General features: G+C 54.2%; 16 protein-coding genes. 3 read left to right on the forward strand and 13 right to left on the reverse strand.

What is annotated here, in order from left to right; translation table 11 throughout:
• Position 1 precedes the first annotated feature (1 nt).
• The 9 genes from nuoH to GJ746_RS17605 all read right to left on the reverse strand — a co-directional run bounded on the left by nuoH (position 2) and on the right by GJ746_RS17605 (position 10,181).
• Complete coding sequence (nuoH, locus tag GJ746_RS17565; protein ID WP_154681355.1) at positions 2 to 979, reverse strand: NADH-quinone oxidoreductase subunit NuoH; 978 nt, start codon at positions 977 to 979, stop codon at positions 2 to 4.
• Positions 976 to 3,702 (reverse strand): NADH-quinone oxidoreductase subunit NuoG, encoded by a 2,727-nt coding sequence (gene nuoG, locus GJ746_RS17570; protein WP_154681356.1) that lies wholly within the window; start codon positions 3,700 to 3,702, stop codon positions 976 to 978. The genes nuoH and nuoG overlap by 4 nt, the downstream gene beginning before the upstream one ends.
• Positions 3,703 to 3,734: 32 nt before the next feature.
• Positions 3,735 to 5,072: an NADH-quinone oxidoreductase subunit NuoF gene (nuoF, locus tag GJ746_RS17575; RefSeq protein ID WP_049076672.1), complete on the reverse strand. Its 1,338-nt coding sequence runs from the start codon at positions 5,070 to 5,072 to the stop codon at positions 3,735 to 3,737.
• The gene (gene nuoE / locus GJ746_RS17580; RefSeq protein ID WP_004104075.1) at positions 5,069 to 5,569 is read right to left on the reverse strand and encodes an NADH-quinone oxidoreductase subunit NuoE; all 501 of its coding nucleotides are present in this window, start codon (positions 5,567 to 5,569) and stop codon (positions 5,069 to 5,071) included. Before nuoE ends, nuoF begins: the two co-directional genes overlap by 4 nt.
• A gap of 2 nt (positions 5,570 to 5,571) precedes the next feature.
• Positions 5,572 to 7,380: an NADH-quinone oxidoreductase subunit C/D gene (gene nuoC / locus GJ746_RS17585; protein WP_154681357.1), complete on the reverse strand. Its 1,809-nt coding sequence runs from the start codon at positions 7,378 to 7,380 to the stop codon at positions 5,572 to 5,574.
• Between the two features lie 86 nt (positions 7,381 to 7,466).
• On the reverse strand, positions 7,467 to 8,141 hold the full coding sequence (gene nuoB, locus GJ746_RS17590) for an NADH-quinone oxidoreductase subunit NuoB (protein ID WP_002913178.1): 675 nt from the start codon (positions 8,139 to 8,141) through the stop codon (positions 7,467 to 7,469).
• A gap of 15 nt (positions 8,142 to 8,156) precedes the next feature.
• On the reverse strand, positions 8,157 to 8,603 hold the full coding sequence (nuoA, locus tag GJ746_RS17595; RefSeq protein WP_154681358.1) for an NADH-quinone oxidoreductase subunit NuoA: 447 nt from the start codon (positions 8,601 to 8,603) through the stop codon (positions 8,157 to 8,159).
• 389 nt (positions 8,604 to 8,992) lie between these two features.
• Positions 8,993 to 9,208, reverse strand: coding sequence for a hypothetical protein (locus tag GJ746_RS17600; RefSeq protein WP_154681359.1), 216 nt, complete (start codon positions 9,206 to 9,208; stop codon positions 8,993 to 8,995).
• A gap of 46 nt (positions 9,209 to 9,254) precedes the next feature.
• Entirely contained in the window at positions 9,255 to 10,181 is a 927-nt protein-coding gene (locus tag GJ746_RS17605; protein WP_154681360.1) for a LysR family transcriptional regulator, read from the reverse strand.
• A gap of 889 nt (positions 10,182 to 11,070) precedes the next feature.
• Here GJ746_RS17605 and alaA point away from each other — a divergent pair.
• Positions 11,071 to 12,288, forward strand: a complete 1,218-nt coding sequence (alaA, locus tag GJ746_RS17610; RefSeq protein WP_154681361.1) for an alanine transaminase AlaA — start codon at positions 11,071 to 11,073, stop codon at positions 12,286 to 12,288.
• An 87-nt stretch (positions 12,289 to 12,375) separates the two neighbouring features.
• Complete coding sequence (yfbR, locus tag GJ746_RS17615; protein ID WP_154681362.1) at positions 12,376 to 12,975, forward strand: 5'-deoxynucleotidase; 600 nt, start codon at positions 12,376 to 12,378, stop codon at positions 12,973 to 12,975.
• A gap of 48 nt (positions 12,976 to 13,023) precedes the next feature.
• On the opposite strand, the gene GJ746_RS17620 is transcribed toward yfbR, so the two are convergent.
• From GJ746_RS17620 to yfbV, 4 genes are all read right to left on the reverse strand, one after another.
• Positions 13,024 to 14,856, reverse strand: coding sequence for an SLC13 family permease (locus tag GJ746_RS17620; protein WP_154681363.1), 1,833 nt, complete (start codon positions 14,854 to 14,856; stop codon positions 13,024 to 13,026).
• Positions 14,857 to 14,932: 76 nt separating this feature from the next.
• The gene (locus GJ746_RS17625) at positions 14,933 to 15,592 is read right to left on the reverse strand and encodes a sugar phosphatase (protein ID WP_154681364.1); all 660 of its coding nucleotides are present in this window, start codon (positions 15,590 to 15,592) and stop codon (positions 14,933 to 14,935) included.
• 11 nt (positions 15,593 to 15,603) lie between these two features.
• Complete coding sequence (locus GJ746_RS17630) at positions 15,604 to 16,098, reverse strand: YfbU family protein (RefSeq protein WP_154681365.1); 495 nt, start codon at positions 16,096 to 16,098, stop codon at positions 15,604 to 15,606.
• 87 nt (positions 16,099 to 16,185) lie between these two features.
• Positions 16,186 to 16,641: a terminus macrodomain insulation protein YfbV gene (yfbV, locus tag GJ746_RS17635; protein WP_154681366.1), complete on the reverse strand. Its 456-nt coding sequence runs from the start codon at positions 16,639 to 16,641 to the stop codon at positions 16,186 to 16,188.
• A gap of 335 nt (positions 16,642 to 16,976) precedes the next feature.
• On the opposite strand from yfbV, the gene ackA reads away from it, so the two are divergent.
• Positions 16,977 to 18,179, forward strand: a complete 1,203-nt coding sequence (gene ackA, locus GJ746_RS17640) for an acetate kinase (RefSeq protein ID WP_154681367.1) — start codon at positions 16,977 to 16,979, stop codon at positions 18,177 to 18,179.
• Positions 18,180 to 18,423: the final 244 nt, after the last annotated feature.

Raw genomic sequence — 18,423 nt, forward strand, 5'->3', positions numbered from 1 at the left:
CTTATTGCGCCTGCCAGAGAATGACAGCCGCCGTTACCAACAGGTTGATCAGCGTTAACGGCAGGCATACCTTCCAGCCAAAGGACATTACCTGGTCATAGCGCGGACGCGGTAATGATGCGCGGATCAAAATGAACATCATCATAAAGAACGCGGTTTTCAGCGCGAACCAGATGAAAGGAGGTAACCATGGGCCATTCCAGCCGCCGAAGAACAGCGTCACGATCAGCGCCGACACGGTGACAATCCCGATATATTCACCGACGAAGAACAGACCGAACTTCATGCCGGAATATTCAATGTGGTAACCGTCGGCCAGCTCCTGTTCCGCTTCCGGTTGGTCAAACGGATGGCGGTGACACACCGCCACGCCCGCAATCGCAAAGGTTACGAAGCCAAAGAACTGAGGAACGATGTTCCACAAATGCGCCTGGTTGTTGACGATATCGGTCATGTTAAATGAACCGGCCTGCGCCACCACGCCCATCAGGGAAAGCCCGAGGAACACTTCGTAGCTCAGGGTCTGGGCAGAAGCACGCATCGCGCCAAGCAGCGAGTATTTGTTGTTGCTCGACCAGCCGGCGAACAGCACCGCATAAACCGCCAGGCCTGCCATCATCAGGAAGAACAGGATACCGATGTTCAGATCGGCTACGACCCACGTCGGGCTGACCGGCACAATAGCGAAGGCCAGCAGCAGCGAAGTAAAGGCAATAACCGGCGCCAGAGTAAAGATTACGCGATCCGAGAAACGCGGAACCCAGTCCTCTTTAAAAAACATCTTGATCATGTCGGCGACGAGCTGCAGCGAACCGCCCCAGCCCACGCGGTTAGGTCCGTAGCGGTTCTGGAACAGGCCGAGCAGACGACGTTCGCCGAAGCTCATAAACGCGCCGCAGGTGACGACCACCAGCAGAATGACCACGGCCTTCAGGATGCTTAACAGAATGTCGATAAGATCCGGCGTTAACCAACTCATGCTTTCGCCTCCTGCAGTGAATCAATACGCGCGCCTGTCAGTACCGGCGCAATGCCCGGCATGCCCATCGGTAAGCCAACCTGTCCTGCGGTCAGACCTTCAGAGATAACCAGCGGCAGACTCAGCGTCTGCCCTTCTACGCTGAAGGAGACCATCGTTCCGGCATTGACGCCAAGCTTTGCGGCATCGGCCGGGTTCAGCTTGACGTACGGCTCAGGCATCCGGCTCTGGAATACCGGAGCGCGCTGAGACAGTTCGTCGCTGCCGAACAGATGGTAGTAAGGGGCGATACGCCATTTACCTTCTTCCGCCTGGAAGCTTGCCGGCACCGCGGTAAAGTACTCCAGCCCGCTGGCGGAGGCTTCGATCAGACGCACGCCCGGATCGCCGTGACGCAGTTTACCGCCCACTTCATCCTGGAACTTGTTCCACGCCTGCGGGGAGTTCCAGCCCGGTGCCCAGGCAAACGGAATTTGCGAGCGCGGCGCGGACGGCTGGTTGTTCCCTTCCATAGAGAAGGCGAACATGGTGTCTTTATCCTGCGGCTGGCGCGGTTCGTGCACGCTGATATTAGCGCGCATCGCCGTACGGCCGCTGTAGCGGTGCGGTTCACGGGCCAGCTTCTGACCGCGAATGCGGAAGGCCGCATCCGGCGCGGCGTCTTTAATACCGGCCAGCTGAGGCAGCGCGGCAATGGCGGCGTCAATCACGTGGTCCAGCTGAGTCCAGTCAACCTGACGGTTATTGACGGTGCTGTGTAGCGAATGCAGCCAGCGCCAGCTTTCCAGCATCACCGTTTTCGCATCGTAGTAAGCCGGGTCGTAGACCTGGAAGAAGCGCTGGGCGCGGCCTTCGTTGTTGACCACTGTACCATCGCTTTCCGCAAAGCTTGCCGCGGAGAGCACCAGGTGTGCTTTGTCCATAATCGCGGTGCGCTGATGGTCAACCACCATCACCAGCGGCGCTTTCGCCAGCGCCGCATCAACGCGGGCGGCTGAAGCGTGGCGGTGCAGGTCGTTTTCCAGCACGATAACCGCATCGGCTGCGCCGGTTTCCAGTTCGCTCAGCGCCTCTTCAAGCGAGCCGCCGCCGATCATACCGAGGCCAACGCTGTTCACCGCGCGGGCGACCATGGTCAAGCCGACATCAGCGCCGCGGCCTTTCAGGGCTTTCGCCACGTTGGCCGCCGCCTGAATCACTTCCATGCTACCGGCGTTAGTGCCGGAAACAATCAGCGGCTTTTTCGCTCCGGCTAACGCCTGAACGATCACGTCGATTTTGCCTTTCAGCTCGTTGCTCAGACCGTCTACCGCCGGTGCGCTTTCGTCCAGCGCGTGGGCGATAGCAAAGCCAAGGCGCGCCTGATCTTCCACCGGCGCGCGATAGGTCCACGCGGCGATATCATCAAGACGAGTGTCGTCGATGTTGGTGACGAACAGCGGATGCTTCGCGCGCTGGCCGATGTTAAGGATCGCCGCGATCTGCCAGTCGGCGACCTTCTGCGCCGCCGCCATTTCGCGCGCTTTGCCTTTCACCGCCTGACGCACCGCCAGCGCGATACGCGCGCCGGTCTGGGTGATATCTTCACCAAGGATCAGCACCGCATCGTAGGATTCGATTTCGCGCAGCGCCGGGGTGTGAATACCGCCTTCGCGCAGCACTTTCAGCATCATCTGCAGACGTTCTTGTTCGCCCTTCGCGATGCCGGTGTAGAAGTTATCGGCACCCACCAGGTCGCGCAGCGCAAAGTTGCTTTCGATGCTGGCGCGCGGGGAGCCGATACCAATCACCTTCTTCGACTGGCGCAGAATATCCGCGGCGCCCTGCATCGCCTGCTCGGCGTTGAGAGCGATCAGATCGTCGCCACGGCGCTGTACCGGCTGACGCGGACGGTCTTTCAGGTTTACGTAGCCATAGCCGAAACGACCGCGGTCGCAGAGGAAGTAGCGGTTAACGGTACCGTTATAGCGGTTTTCGATACGACGCAGCTCGCCATAGCGTTCGCCGGGGCTGATGTTGCAGCCGATGGAACACTGCTGGCAGATGCTTGGCGCAAACTGCATGTCCCACTTACGGTTATAGCGCTCGGAGTGGGTTTTATCGGTAAATACGCCGGTCGGGCAGACTTCAACCAGGTTGCCGGAGAACTCGCTTTCCAGCGTGCCATCTTCCGGGCGGCCGAAGTAGACGTTGTCATGAGCGCCATAAACGCCCAGATCGGTGCCGTCAGCATAATCTTTGTAGTAGCGAACGCAGCGATAGCAGGCGATGCAGCGGTTCATTTCGTGGGAGATAAACGGCCCAAGATCCTGGTTGCGGTGGGTACGCTTGGTGAAACGATAGCGACGGAAGCTATGACCGGTCATCACGGTCATATCCTGCAGGTGGCAGTTGCCCCCCTCTTCGCATACCGGACAATCGTGCGGGTGGTTGGTCATCAACCACTCCACCACGCTTTCGCGGAACTGCTTCGCTTCTGCGTCGTCGATAGAAATAAAAGTGCCATCGGATGCCGGTGTCATACAGGACATCACCAGGCGGCCACGCGTGTCTTCCGCGTTCTGATATTGCTTAACCGCACACTGGCGGCAAGCACCAACGCTTCCCAGCGCCGGATGCCAGCAAAAGTATGGAATATCAAGGCCCAGAGAGAGACAAGCTTCTAGCAGGTTGTCCGCTCCATTAACCTCGTACTCTTTGCCGTCTACATGAATCGTAGCCATTAGCGTGCTTCCAAAAATAAAAAACCTTTAGATTACCAGCGCGTCTTAAGCAGGTTCGGCTGAATACCGTTAATTGCATGGGTATTGCTGAACTGCTGCTTAATGCCAGCCTCGAATTCTTCGCGGAAATATTTAATCGCGCTCTGTAGCGGCTCAACCGCACCCGGCGCGTGCGCGCAGAAGGTTTTACCCGGTCCGAGGAATCGACACAGCTGCTCAAGCGTCTCGATATCCCCCGGCTGGCCTTCGCCACGCTCGAGAGCGCGCAGAATTTTCACGCTCCACGGCAGGCCATCGCGGCAAGGCGTACACCAGCCGCAGGATTCGCGGGCGAAAAACTCTTCCAGGTTGCGCACCAGCGGAACCATGCCGATCTCGTGGTCGACGGCCATCGCCAGCGCGGTGCCCAGGCGGCTACCCGCTTTACCGATGCTTTCGAACTCCATCGGCAGGTCAAGATGCGCTTCGGTCAGGAAGTCGGTGCCCGCGCCGCCCGGCTGCCAGGCTTTAAACTTCAGGCCATCGCGCATGCCGCCGGCGTAATCTTCGAGGATTTCGCGCGCGGTGGTGCCGAAAGGCAGCTCCCAGACGCCCGGGTTTTTCACGCGGCCAGAGAAGCCCATCAGCTTGGTGCCGGCATCTTTACTGGTAGAAATGTTCTGATACCACTCGACGCCGTTGGCCAGAATCGCCGGGACGTTACACAGGGTTTCGACGTTGTTCACGCAGGTCGGTTTACCCCATACGCCGGAGCTGGCCGGGAACGGCGGCTTAGAACGCGGGTTCGCGCGGCGGCCTTCGAGGGAGTTAATCAATGCAGTTTCTTCGCCGCAGATATAGCGCCCTGCCCCGGTATGCACGAACAGTTCGAAGTCAAAACCGGTGCCGAGAATGTTTTTGCCCAGCAGGCCCGCTTCGGTGGCTTCGGCTATCGCCCGGCGCAGATGCTGGGCCGCTTCGATATATTCGCCGCGCAGGAAGATGTAGCCGCGCCAGGCTTTCAGCGCGAATGCGGAGATCAGCATGCCTTCCACCAGCAGGTGCGGCAGCTGCTCCATCAGCAGGCGGTCTTTATAGGTACCCGGCTCCATTTCATCGGCGTTACACAGCAGGTAACGGATGTTCATGGATTCGTCTTTCGGCATCAGGCTCCACTTCAGACCGGTGGAGAAGCCCGCGCCGCCGCGCCCTTTCAGGCCAGCGTCTTTTACCGCCGTGACGATTTCATCCGGCGCCATCCCGGATAGCGCCTTACGCGCCCCGGCGTAGCCGTTTTTACTCTGGTATTCATCCAGCCATACCGGCTGTTTGTCGTCGCGCAGACGCCAGGTTAACGGATGGGTTTCGGCAGTACGAATAATGGTTTTCATTTATACCGCTCCAGGAGGTCAGGAATCGCTTCCGGCGTCAGATAACTGTGCGTATCTTCATCAATCATCATCGTCGGCCCCTTGTCGCAGTTGCCAAGGCAGCAGGTCGGCAGCAGAGTGAAGCGGCCATCAAACGTGGTTTGACCCGGTTTGATATCCAGCTTCTTCTCAATAGCCGATTGAATGCCCTGGAAACCGGTGATATGGCACACCACGCTGTCGCAGTAGCGAATCACGTGACGCCCCACCGGCTGGCGGAAAATCTGGCTGTAGAACGTCGCCACGCCTTCTACGTCGCTGGCCGGGATCCCCAGCACATCGGCGATAGCGTAGATTGCGCCATCCGGCACCCAGCCGCGCTGCTTCTGAACGATTTTCAGCGCTTCAATGGACGCCGCACGCGGGTCTTCGTAGTGGTGCTTTTCGTGCTCAATCGCCTCACGCTCTGCCGCACTCAGCTCAAAAGCCTCGGTTTGTGGTTGTTGATTCTCGTGCATAATTAGCGGTCCACGTCTGACATAACAAAATCGATACTACCCAGATAGACAATCAGGTCAGAGACCAGACTGCCGCGAATAGCGGCCGGGATCTGCTGCAGGTGCGCGAAGCTTGGCGTACGCACACGGGTACGGTAGCTCATGGTGCTGCCGTCGCTGGTCAGGTAGTAACTGTTAATACCCTTCGTCGCTTCAATCATCTGGAAAGATTCTTGAGCCGGCATCACCGGGCCCCAGGAAACCTGCAGGAAGTGCGTAATCAGGGTTTCGATATGCTGCAGCGTGCGCTCTTTCGGCGGCGGCGTGGTCAGCGGATGATCCGCCTTGAACGGGCCTTCCGGCATGTTATCGAGGCACTGCTGAAGAATGCGCAGGCTCTGGCGCAGCTCTTCGACTTTCAGCATCACGCGGGTGTAGCAGTCGGAAACGCCACCGCCGGTTGGGATCTCAAAGTCGAAGTTTTCATAGCCAGAATAGGGACGCCATTTACGTACGTCGAAACCGATACCGGTTGCACGCAGGCCCGCACCGGTGGTACCCCACTCCAGCGCTTCTTTGGCATTGTAGGCGGCGACGCCTTTCGAACGACCAATCAGGATAGTGTTGCGCAGCGCGGCTTTCTCATAGGAATCCAGACGCTTCGGCATCCATTCGAGGAATTCGCGCAGCAGACGATCCCAGCCGCGAGGCAGGTCGTGCGCGACGCCGCCGATGCGGAACCAGGCCGGGTGCATACGGAAACCGGTAATCGCTTCCACCAGGTCGTAGATTTTTTGGCGATCGGTAAAGGCGAAGAACACCGGCGTCATCGCCCCGACGTCCTGAATGAAGGTAGAGATATACAGCAGGTGGCTGTTAATACGGAACAGCTCGGAGAGCATCACGCGAATCACGTTGACGCGATCCGGTACGGTAATCCCCGCCAGTTTTTCCACTGCCAGCACGTACGGCATTTCGTTAACGCAGCCGCCGAGGTATTCAATACGGTCGGTATACGGGATGTAGCTGTGCCAGGACTGGCGTTCACCCATCTTCTCCGCGCCGCGGTGGTGGTAACCGATATCCGGTACGCAGTCGATAATCTCTTCACCATCAAGCTGCAGAATAATACGGAACGCACCGTGGGCGGACGGGTGGTTCGGGCCGAGGTTAAGGAACATAAAGTCCTCATTTTCGGTTCCGCGCTTCATGCCCCACTCTTCCGGCTTAAAGGTCAACGCCTCCATTTCCAGATCCTGCTTGGCTTTGGTCAGCTCAAACGGATCGAATTCGGTGGCGCGCGCCGGGTAGTCTTTACGCAGCGGGTGGCCTTCCCAGGTCGGCGGCATCATGATGCGCCTGAGGTTCGGGTGGCCGTCGAAGGTCACGCCAAACATCTCCCAGGTTTCACGCTCATACCAGTTGGCGTTAGGGAAAAGTTTGGTAAAGGTCGGCAGATGCAGATCGTTTTCAGACAACGCAACCTTGAGCATGATATCGCGGTTGCGGTCTATTGAAATCAGGTGATAGAAAACGGAAAAATCCGCGGCGGGTAAACCGTCACGGTGCGTGCGCAGTCGTTCGTCCATGCCGTGCAGATCGAACAGCATGACGTAAGGCTTCGGTAATTTCTTCAGGAAATCACCCACCTCGAGCAGCTGTTCACGCTTCACCCAAACTACCGGAACGCCGGTGCGGGTTGGCTGAATGGTAAAGGCGTCCGGCCCAAAACGGTTGCGCAGTTCGCCGATCACCGGGTCATCAAGGTGATCGCGGGTTTGCCAGGCTGGTGCGGCGTCATGCGCGGTTAAATCGGTCATATTGTTCACCATTGCAAAAGGTCCGTGGTGACTGCTGGCGAGGCTTCGCGCTGTAGTAGATTGATTTGCGAAGTTTTATTCCCGCCCGCAGGCGCAAATTAAATCTCGTCCGGAGTCCGCAGATTGGTCACTGCAATACGTTCGCCGCGTTTACGCTCGCGTTCCGACTGCATATTGGCGCGATAAACGCCCTGATCGCCAACCACCCAGGACAGCGGACGGCGCTCTTTACCAATGGATTCCTGCAGCAGCATCAGCGCCTGCATATACGCTTCCGGACGCGGCGGACAGCCCGGGATGTAAACATCAACCGGAATAAACTTGTCCACGCCCTGTACAACAGAATAAATATCGTACATTCCGCCGGAGTTGGCGCATGCGCCCATCGAGATAACCCACTTCGGCTCCAGCATCTGGTCATAAAGACGCTGAATGACCGGAGCCATTTTGGTAAAGCAGGTACCCGCAACCACCATCAGGTCCGCCTGACGCGGGGAAGCACGCAAGACTTCAGCACCAAAACGCGCAACGTCGTGTACCGCAGTGAATGACGTCACCATTTCCACGTAGCAGCAAGAAAGGCCAAAGTTGTAAGGCCAGATTGAGTTCTTACGGCCCCAGTTCACCATGTCATGCAAAGCATGTTCGAGTTTCCCCATATACACGCTTTTGTTGACTTCTTGCTCCAGGGGGTCGGTTACGATCTCCTGTTTTTGCAGGGGGTAACGGTCGTTCTCACCGTTGGGATCGATGCGGGTGAGCGTATAATCCATCTTATTGCCTCGCTTTTACTGCGTATGACGGTTAGTGGGACTGTCTGTTTCCGGGTTAACCAGCGTGCGACGGGAGCGCGTAGGCGTCCAATCCAGTGCGCCGATGCGAACGAGATAAACCAGACCAGCCAGTAACACTAAAATGAAAATTGCGGCTTCCACAAAGCCGACCCAGCCGCTTTCGCGGATTGAAGTCGACCATGCGTAGAGATACAGGGCTTCCACGTCGAAGATAACGAAGAACATGGCAACCAGATAAAACTTCGCAGAAAGACGTAAGCGAGCCGAACCAACGGAGTCAATCCCTGATTCAAACGGCGTGTTTTTGCTACGTGCGCGTGCGCGACCGCCAAGATACCAGCCGCCGACAAGCATCAGGCAGCACAGGCCGATAGCGATGATGAGAAATAAAGCGAATGCCCAATGATGAGCGATGACTTCAGTGGATGTTGACATACGCATTGCTTAACCAAAAAAGTGTAGCGCTAATACCCTCTGCTCTTACTGGCAGATGAACGCCACAGCGTTTCACGGGGAGGAATAAAAAAATAGCCGCGCAAAAAAGCGTCCCTGGGTAATGTGGAAGGCCAGTTGCGGTGGCTTTTTACTCCTTTCATTAACCTTTTGTCAACTTTAACAAAAGTTTTCACAACATTAATTTACATCGAATTTTTTTCATTAACATTAAATGCCCTTTCATACGGAATAACCTTGCATACTATTCGGATTTAGTGTTGTTGAATCGTGTCCGTTTCGGACGTAAATCTAAATTGCTCGCCTATTTTGACAGGATTCAGACACGATTCCTCCCCCTAAGGAGGGGTATTTTCTTGATCTACGACACGCTTTTGTTAATTCAGCCAAGAAAACAGCAACAAACCAGACGGTTTTTTAACATTAGCAGGAAGTATTGAAAGTGCAGAAAAAAGTGTAGAAGTGAGAGGAAGAGCAGGTCTAATCCCCTGATTTAGATGAAAATAGCCAAACAAAACATTCAATTCATCAATAAAATTTGAAAAAAAAGAACCACAGCGACCATTTTGTTCGTCTGTGGTTCTTTTTTGCACTTACATTTTGTTACCAGTTTTTGTGACGTTTGTTAGCGTTTTTCCTTCAGGAAACAAAGGAACTATCTCCCCCTTCCGGGGTATAAACTCGCGGTGAAGACCACGGCTCATGCTCAGCACTCAACGACTGAAAAATAGCCCGGGTCAGCTCGCTTGCCTTCTGAGGATTACAGCTCAACATATAACGGGTATCCGGGAGCTCGGGTAAGCCATCGCTCCTCCCCGGCACGCGAAACTCAGGACTCATCATCTCTACCGGCTGCGCCGTCACGCCAAGCCCGGCCTTCACGGCGGCTTTCACTCCGGCCATTGAGGATGCGGCATGGGAAAGATGCCAGGTAACCCGCGCGGCGTTGAGTACCGTAATGATATCTTCGCGGAATGGATCCGGAGCATCCAGCAGAATGAGCGGGACAGACTCCCCCTGCGGGAGGACATAATCCGCGGCGCAGTACCATAGCGTTGGCGAAGTGCGTAGCGTCAGCATCTCAAAATCATTCGTCTGACGAGTGGTCAACGCAAGATCGATGGTCCCGTTTGCCAGCATATCGACAATATCGAGATGGTTAAGGACTTTGATTTCCAGCGTGAGCTTGGGATAAAAACTGCCAATCCGATTTAACAGGAACGGTAAAATAGTCTCTGCTGTCTCATCGGAAGCACCAACGGTAAGAGTTCCCTGCAGGCTGCTGTACATGAGGGACATGCAGGCTTCATCATTAAAACGCAGAATTTTCCGCGCATAGCCCAGTAGCTGAATGCCCTGCTCTGTCAGGAGTTTATTGCGCCCGTGGCGAGCAAAAAGTTCTTTTCCAACCAACTGTTCCAGCCGCTGCATTTGCTGGCTTACCGCTGACTGAGTCCGGCACACCGCAACGGCGGCAGCGGCAAATGTATTAAGATCGGCGACGGCAACAAAGGTTCTCAAGAGATCGAGGTCTAAATTTAGTATCGAACGATTTTCATTTATCATATTTGCTTCACTTTCAGGCGGCTAATGCATACCTGCCTCGTTAATGCTGTGCTCCAGGCTTCCGGCTATTCCATAAGCTTCGCGTTATCCGCCAAAAACAGACGAATGAACGACTGGATGAACGTTATTGCATTAGAAAGCACTCATCCGCAGCAAATGTGCAGAATTTCTGAGTAATAATTTGCTAGTACACCTAATCGCTTTTAATTATGACGATTATGCTTTTAGTGACATCACACAAAATAGCCATTGATGGCCTTCCCGGGCGACCCCACCAGCGGCAAACCTTGCCATAGCTATCAGGAATACAACAAAAACCTGCAATAACAATGTATTAATAAACAAACAGGCTACCTGGTATAGCCATATGTCGGTATTAACGGTGATATTCTAACCGAAATCCACAATATTTATAAGCGTTATTCAGTATTATCTCAGGCGATTGATAATACTGTGTAGGGTTTAAATTAAATTAACAAACCTAAGAATATTCCGTAGCTAAAATAAAAAGTCATGAATTTATTAAATACTTTCATTAAAAATATCTAGAGAAGTTGTTACAAGCTCCTCGGTATTGTGAATTAAAAGTTCATTGTGCAGATGACTGGTTTACGCACAAAAAATAATCGAGTCATCTTTATCGATCAATAAACCATATAAACGTTTACAAAAATGACACAAGGCACAACATAAGACCATAAATAAAACCATAAAAGGCATAATATATAAACAAAAAGCTTTGCTACCAGATAAATTGATTAAACCAAAAAAAGATGGATAGCAAAATCTTCTCCTGCTAACCCTTCAAAACAGCGGGGATGCGGAGTACATTATTCCGTGCTGACTTCCACGGCAGGGAGTGGCGATAACAGCTAAAAGGTCAAGGTTCATGTCCCCCATCGAAAAATCCAGCAAGTTAGACAACGTTTGTTATGACATCCGCGGCCCGGTTCTGAAAGAGGCGAAACGCCTTGAAGAAGAAGGCAACAAAGTCCTGAAGCTGAACATCGGCAACCCAGCGCCGTTTGGCTTTGACGCGCCTGACGAAATCCTCGTTGATGTCATCCGCAATCTTCCTACCGCCCAGGGCTACTGCGATTCCAAAGGACTGTATTCCGCTCGTAAGGCCATCATGCAGCACTACCAGGCCCGCGGTATGCGTGATGTGACGGTAGAGGATATTTATATCGGGAACGGCGTTTCTGAGCTTATCGTCCAGGCCATGCAGGCGCTGCTGAACAGCGGCGATGAGATGCTGGTTCCGGCGCCAGATTACCCGCTCTGGACTGCCGCAGTAGCGCTTTCCAGCGGCAAAGCAGTGCATTATCTCTGCGATGAGTCGTCCGACTGGTTCCCGGACCTCGACGATATTCGCGCCAAGATTACCCCGCGTACCCGCGGTATCGTGATTATTAATCCGAATAACCCAACCGGCGCGGTATACTCAAAGGAGCTGCTGATGGAGATCGTTGAGATCGCCCGTCAGAATAACCTCATCATTTTCGCCGATGAGATCTACGACAAGATCCTCTACGATGAGGCGCAACACCACTCGATTGCCCCGCTGGCCCCGGATCTGCTGACTATTACCTTTAACGGTTTGTCGAAAACCTATCGTGTTGCCGGTTTCCGCCAGGGCTGGATGGTTCTTAACGGACCGAAGAAACACGCAAAAGGCTATATCGAGGGCCTGGAGATGCTGGCCTCAATGCGCCTGTGCGCTAACGTCCCGGCCCAGCATGCGATCCAGACGGCTCTCGGCGGCTATCAGAGCATCAGTGAATTTATTGTTCCCGGCGGGCGCTTATATGAACAGCGTAACCGCGCCTGGGAGCTGATTAACGAAATTCCTGGCGTGTCGTGCACTAAGCCGCAAGGCGCGCTGTATATGTTCCCGAAAATCGACGCTAAACGCTTTAATATTCACGATGACCAGAAGATGGTGCTCGATTTTCTGCTGCAGGAAAAAGTGCTGCTGGTTCAGGGGACCGCCTTTAACTGGCCATGGCCGGACCACGTGCGTATCGTGACCCTGCCGCGCGAAGACGATCTTGAAATGGCGATTACCCGTTTCGGGCGCTTCCTTTCCGGCTATCACCAGCTCTGATGTGACCTGCCCTGCCGCCGGGATTTGCATCCGGCGGCAATCCCTGCGCACAATGGCACCCGACGTTGTAACTGATTAAGGGTTCCTATGAGTCAGAGTCATTTTTTTGCCCATCTCTCCCGCCTGAAACTGATCGGCCGCTGGCCGCTGATGCGCAACGTGCGCACCGAAAACGTCTCCGAACACAGTTTGCAGGTCGCAATGGTGGCCCATGCGCTGGCGGCGATTAAAAACCGTAAATTCGGCGGTCAGGTTAACGCCGAGCGAATCGCGCTGCTGGCGATGTATCACGATGCTTCGGAAGTGCTGACCGGCGACCTGCCGACGCCGGTGAAATATTTCAATTCGCAGATAGCGCAAGAGTACAAAGCTATCGAAAAAATCGCCCAGCAGAAACTGATCGAGATGGTTCCTGACGAGCTCCGCGATATTTTCGAACCGCTAATCGATGAACATCGCTATAGCGAAGAGGAAAAATCCCTCGTCAAGCAGGCAGATGCGCTCTGTGCTTACCTGAAGTGTCTGGAAGAGCTATCTGCGGGGAATAATGAATTTCTGCTGGCCAAAGGCCGCCTTGAGAAAACGCTGGAATCGCGCCGCAGCGCAGAGATGGACTATTTTATGCGGGTATTTGTGCCGAGCTTCCATCTCTCCCTCGATGAAATCAGCCAGGATTCGCCTCTCTGAACCACTCCCCGGCCAGCGTCATTCTGACCGGGGAAATTAACGACCTATTCAGAACGGAAACAGCACCGGGATCAGCAGTACGCATACCACCATAACCATAATGGTAAACGGCACGCCGATTTTAACAAAATCACTGAACGAATATTTACCCGGCCCCAGCACCAGTGTGTTTACCGGCGAAGAGACAGGCGTCATAAACGCCGCCGAGGCCGCCATGGCCACCACCATCGCAAAGGGATAGGGTGATACGCCCATCGACTTCGCGGCAGCCAGCGCAATAGGCGCCATCAGCACCGCGGTAGCGGTGTTGGAAATAAACAGACCGATAGCCGCGCACATCACAAACAGGCAGCCAAGCATCAGATAAGGCCCTTTACTTCCCGCGACGTCCATTAGCCCTTTCACCACCAAATCCACCCCGCCGGTTTTCTGCAACGCCAGGGCAAACGGCATCATGCCGACAATCAAAATTATGCTCGGCCAGTGAATAGCTTTATAGGCGCTTTCGGCGTTAATACAGCGAAATTTGCCCATCAGCAGGCAGGCAATGATGGCCGCTATAGGGTTAGGTATTTCGTCAGTCAGCATGAGCGCCACCATCAGCACCAGGCAGAAAATGGCGTGCGGCGCCTGGCTGTGCGCCGGCGAGGCGTCATTGACCTCAATGGGCATATTCAGCACCACAAAGTCTCGACCCCGCTTGGCCAGCAGGGCTATCTGCCGCCAGTTACCCACCACCAGCATGATATCGCCCAGCTGCAGGGCTTCATCGGTAACCGCGCCATCCAGCGCTTTACCATCGCGTTTCAGGCCGACGATGTTCAAATCAAAACGGGTACGAAAGGCGATTTCGCGGACCGTCTTGCCAATCAGTTCGGAATCCGGAATCAGGGAGACTTCGGCCATCCCCACATCAAGGGCCTGATCGGAAAAATATTCACCGCGTAATATCATCGGCTCCAGCATTTGCTCGCCGCAAAACTGGCGTAAATCGATCTCCGAGGCCGACATATCGATCAGCAGAACGTCGCGGGCGCGGAATTCAGAGACCCCGTTGACGTTAACGATAACCCGCCGAAATCGCCGCCAGCGTTCAACGCCGATAACGTTCGCCCCGTAGCGTTCGCGTAGCTTCAGGTCATCCAGACGCTGGCCTATCATCGGCGAACCGGGACGGATGGCCAGGCGACGCGCTCTACCCGTCAGGTGATAATCTTTGATTAAATCGCGGAAGGTGCTTCTTTTACGCCCATCGCGTACCTGCTCGCCTTCCTCTCCCTTAAGCATAAAGCGCATCACCAGCATATAGAAAACGCCCAGTACCAGTACCACAAGGCCAATCGGCGTGACGCTAAAAAAGCCGAATCCCTGTAACCCTTCGCGCACAAGTTCACTGTTGACGACCAGGTTAGGCGGCGTGGCTACCAGGGTCATCATCCCGCTGATAAGCCCGGCAAAGCTGAGCGGCATCATCAGCCGCGAAGGCGACGTGTTCATGCGCATTGACACGCTGAGCACTACCGGAATAAAAATGGCCACCACGCCCGTCGAGCTCATAAAAGCGCCCAATCCGGCCACGGTCAGCATTAAAAAGACCAGCATTTTGGTTTCGCTGTTGCCGGCAACCTTCACCAGCCAGGAGCCCATTTTGGTGGCGACGCCGGTACGCACCAGCCCATCGCCAATGATGAAAAGAGCGGCGATCAGGATAACGTTAGGATCGCTAAAACCCGAGAAGGCCTCGCTGAGAGTTAAGGTATCGCTGAGGACAAAAGCGACGATCACCAGCAATGCGATAGCGTCCATGCGCACTTTTCCGGTGGCAAAGAGTACGACCGCTACGGCAAGAAGGGTTAAAACCCAAATCAATTCACCGTTCACAACTTATCCTTGTCAGAAGATGGAGTTGGAAGTTTGGCATAAAAAGACCCCGCCAGCGCGGGGCTAAATCATGAGTTTAGTTGTTAAGGCTGACATTCACATTGCCATCGGGCAGACGCTCAACCAGCAGACTCTCCAGCGTTGTTAACACCAGGTCGGCTTCATTGAGACGCGGCGCATCTGCGGGCACATTTACCGCGATCGTGCGACATCCAGCATTCAGCCCGGAGAGCAGACCGGCAGGAGCATCCTCCACGACGGCACACTCTTTTGGCGCCAGCCCCAGCAGTTCAGCTCCCAGCAGATAGGCGTCCGGCGCAGGTTTCCCGTGCTTGACGCGCTCGGCGGTAACAAAAACGTCAACATCAGGCAGACCAGCAGCACGATGACGAGCATGAGCAACGGGAATCGACCCCGAAGTCACAATCGCCCACGGTATACCGGCTTCATCGAGAGTATTAAGCAATGCCACGGCTCCGGGCAGCGCCGTTACGCCATTCGTATCAGCCGCTTCTACCGCTTCCAGCCAGACGAACTCGGCCTGAATTTCGTCTTCGCTGCGGCCGGGAAGAAAATGACGCAACGAGGTTATCGCCTGTTTGCCATGAATGAAGTTCAGCACTTCATCGTGCGGGATACTGAATCGATCCGCCCATTTGCACCACGAACGTTCCACTACCGGCAACGAATCGACTAATGTCCCGTCAAGATCAAACAGGAAACCTTTACACTGCACGGGAACCTCCATCAGGCGTTGATAATTTGATTAATTTCGTTACTGCTTAAGTGATACTGGCGCGGGCAGGAGTGCCAGGTCGCGAGCATACGCTGATATTTTTCCCACATCGGCGTCTGGGAGTTAAAGCCGTGAGTTCCGGCGTCAAAGTGGCTATAGCGCCCCTCAACGTTAACCATAAAGCGGACATAGCCGAGATAACGGGCTTCCGTCGCCACGTCAAAACCAAGGAAAGTCACCCGACGCTCGTCGATTCCGCTGGCGTCCTTCAGGTTCGTCCAGGAAACGTGCAGCGCGTGGTACATCTCCATAATATCAATGACGGTGCGGCACGTTTCCTCGGAGAGCTGGCCAAACTCGCGGTCCAGTTCACGCATCTGCAGGCCATAGCCTCGCTCGATGATGGTCTGCAGGCGGCGGTAGCGTTCGGCGTTGTCCGGATCGAGCATCGTCATCATCTTGTACTGATTCGATAAAATCAGACGCTGCGCATTGGTCATTTCCATTTTTGACTCCTGTTGCACTTTTTACGGCGTGAAAAAAGAAGGCGCATCAATTATGCGCCTTCTTTTATATGCGTTTTCCCGGGGCAATTACAAATCATCCAGGAAAGTTTTATCCAGTTGTTTGAAAGCGCGCTTAAGCGTGTCAGCTAAAGCCTGGTAATCAGGCTTACCGTTAACCGGCGTTAGCGCCTGGCCAGCCTCCTGCAGTTTACCGCGTACTTCATAAAACCAGTTAAGCACTGAGGGCGGCAGAGGCGTTACCGAACGCTTACCCAACCACCACAACCCCTGCATTGGCAGGCTCAGCGCGAACAGCGCGGTTGCAACCGCTGGACCCAGCTGACCACCGAGGGCAATTTGCCAGCACAGCGTAAAAATAGCCACCGGCGGCATAATACGAATCGCATAGCGAGTAGCGCGAATAATACGGTTTTCGATAAACACCGGGGCAAGACGCTTATCCAGAGGCCAAGTCTTGGCATAGTGCTGCCCGTGGCGAAACAAGCCAAAAAAACTCACAGGGCGATTCTCAGGACCAGACATGGCTTACCTCAACTTTACATATAAAACTTAAAAAAATTGTGCAAAACACCAACTATGTATGACAACGTTCAAAAGATTTTGGCAATGAACGCCTCAATCAGGTATTCTGTGCGCACCTGAGGGGCGGTTAGACCCTTTTACCAGGTTAGTCAAATTATCGCATATTCTGCCACTGGCTGAAAATTATGCAAAATGACATAAAATCAAATGTACTTCTCCCATCGTGCCGAAAACAGTGCAAGGCATGATGTTAATCATAAATGTCGATGTCATCCTGCGCTACGCTTTGTGACACACTGACGTTTTTTTAGCCACGTATCATAAAAGGTACTTCCATGTCGAGTAAGTTAGTACTGGTTCTGAACTGCGGTAGCTCCTCTCTGAAATTCGCTATCATTGACGCCGTCAACGGTGATGAATACCTGTCCGGTTTAGCAGAATGTTTCCATCTTCCTGAAGCCCGTATCAAATGGAAAATGGACGGCAGCAAACAAGAGGCCGATTTAGGCGCTGGCGCTGCTCACAGTGAAGCGCTGAACTTTATCGTTAACACTATTCTGGCACAAAAACCAGAACTGTCTGCACAGCTGACCGCAATCGGCCATCGCATCGTTCACGGTGGTGAGAAATACACCAGTTCCGTGGTTATCGATGACTCCGTTATCCAGGGAATTAAAGACTCCGCCTCTTTCGCTCCGCTGCATAACCCTGCGCACCTGATCGGTATCGCTGAAGCGCTGAAATCTTTCCCTCATCTGAAAGACAAAAACGTTGCCGTATTCGACACCGCTTTCCATCAGACCATGCCGGAAGAATCTTACCTCTATGCCCTTCCGTACAACCTGTACAAAGAACACGGCGTACGTCGCTACGGCGCACACGGCACCAGCCACTTCTATGTGACTCAGGAAGCGGCGAAACTTCTGAACAAACCGGTTGAAGAGCTGAACATCATCACCTGCCATCTGGGCAACGGTGGTTCCGTTTCCGCTATCCGCAACGGTAAATGCGTTGACACCTCCATGGGTCTGACCCCGCTGGAAGGCCTGGTTATGGGTACCCGCTCTGGCGATATCGACCCGGCAATCATTTTCCATCTGCACGATGCCCTGGGCATGAGCGTAGATGCAATCAATAAGATGCTGACCAAAGAGTCCGGTCTGCTCGGCCTGACCGAAGTGACCAGCGACTGCCGCTACGTTGAAGACAACTACCAGGAAAAAGCGGATGCGAAACGTGCAATGGACGTTTACTGCCATCGCCTGGCAAAATACATCGGCTCCTACACCGCGCTGATGGACGGTCGTCTGGACGCCGTGGTGTTCACCGGCGGTATCGGTGAGAACGCAGCGATGGTACGCGAACTGTCTCTGGGCAAACTGGGCGTACTGGGCTTCGAAGTTGATCACGAACGTAACCTGGCAGCCCGTTTCGGCAAGTCTGGCTTCATCAACAAAGAAGGCACTCGCCCGGCTGTCGTCATTCCGACCAACGAAGAGCTGGTCATCGCGCAAGACGCCCACCGTCTGACCGCCTGATTCCACACCGCCAGCGATAACCCTAAATAATTCGAATTGCAGGAAGGCGGCAACGCAGAGAATCCCCAGGAGCGTACGAGTAGTACGTAACTGGGGTGAGCGACAAATCTGTCTGAAACAGATTTGAACGCCGTGTATGGCGGCCCGTAAGGGCGAGGCTCATGGATGAGCCAAGTAACAAAGCTAACGCACATGCAACTTGAAGTATGACGGGAAGCTGGTGGTGCAGTTTTGTCTCCCGCCT

The sequence above is a fragment of the Klebsiella oxytoca genome, from assembly GCF_009707385.1.
Classification (GTDB): Bacteria; Pseudomonadota; Gammaproteobacteria; order Enterobacterales; family Enterobacteriaceae; genus Klebsiella; species Klebsiella oxytoca_C.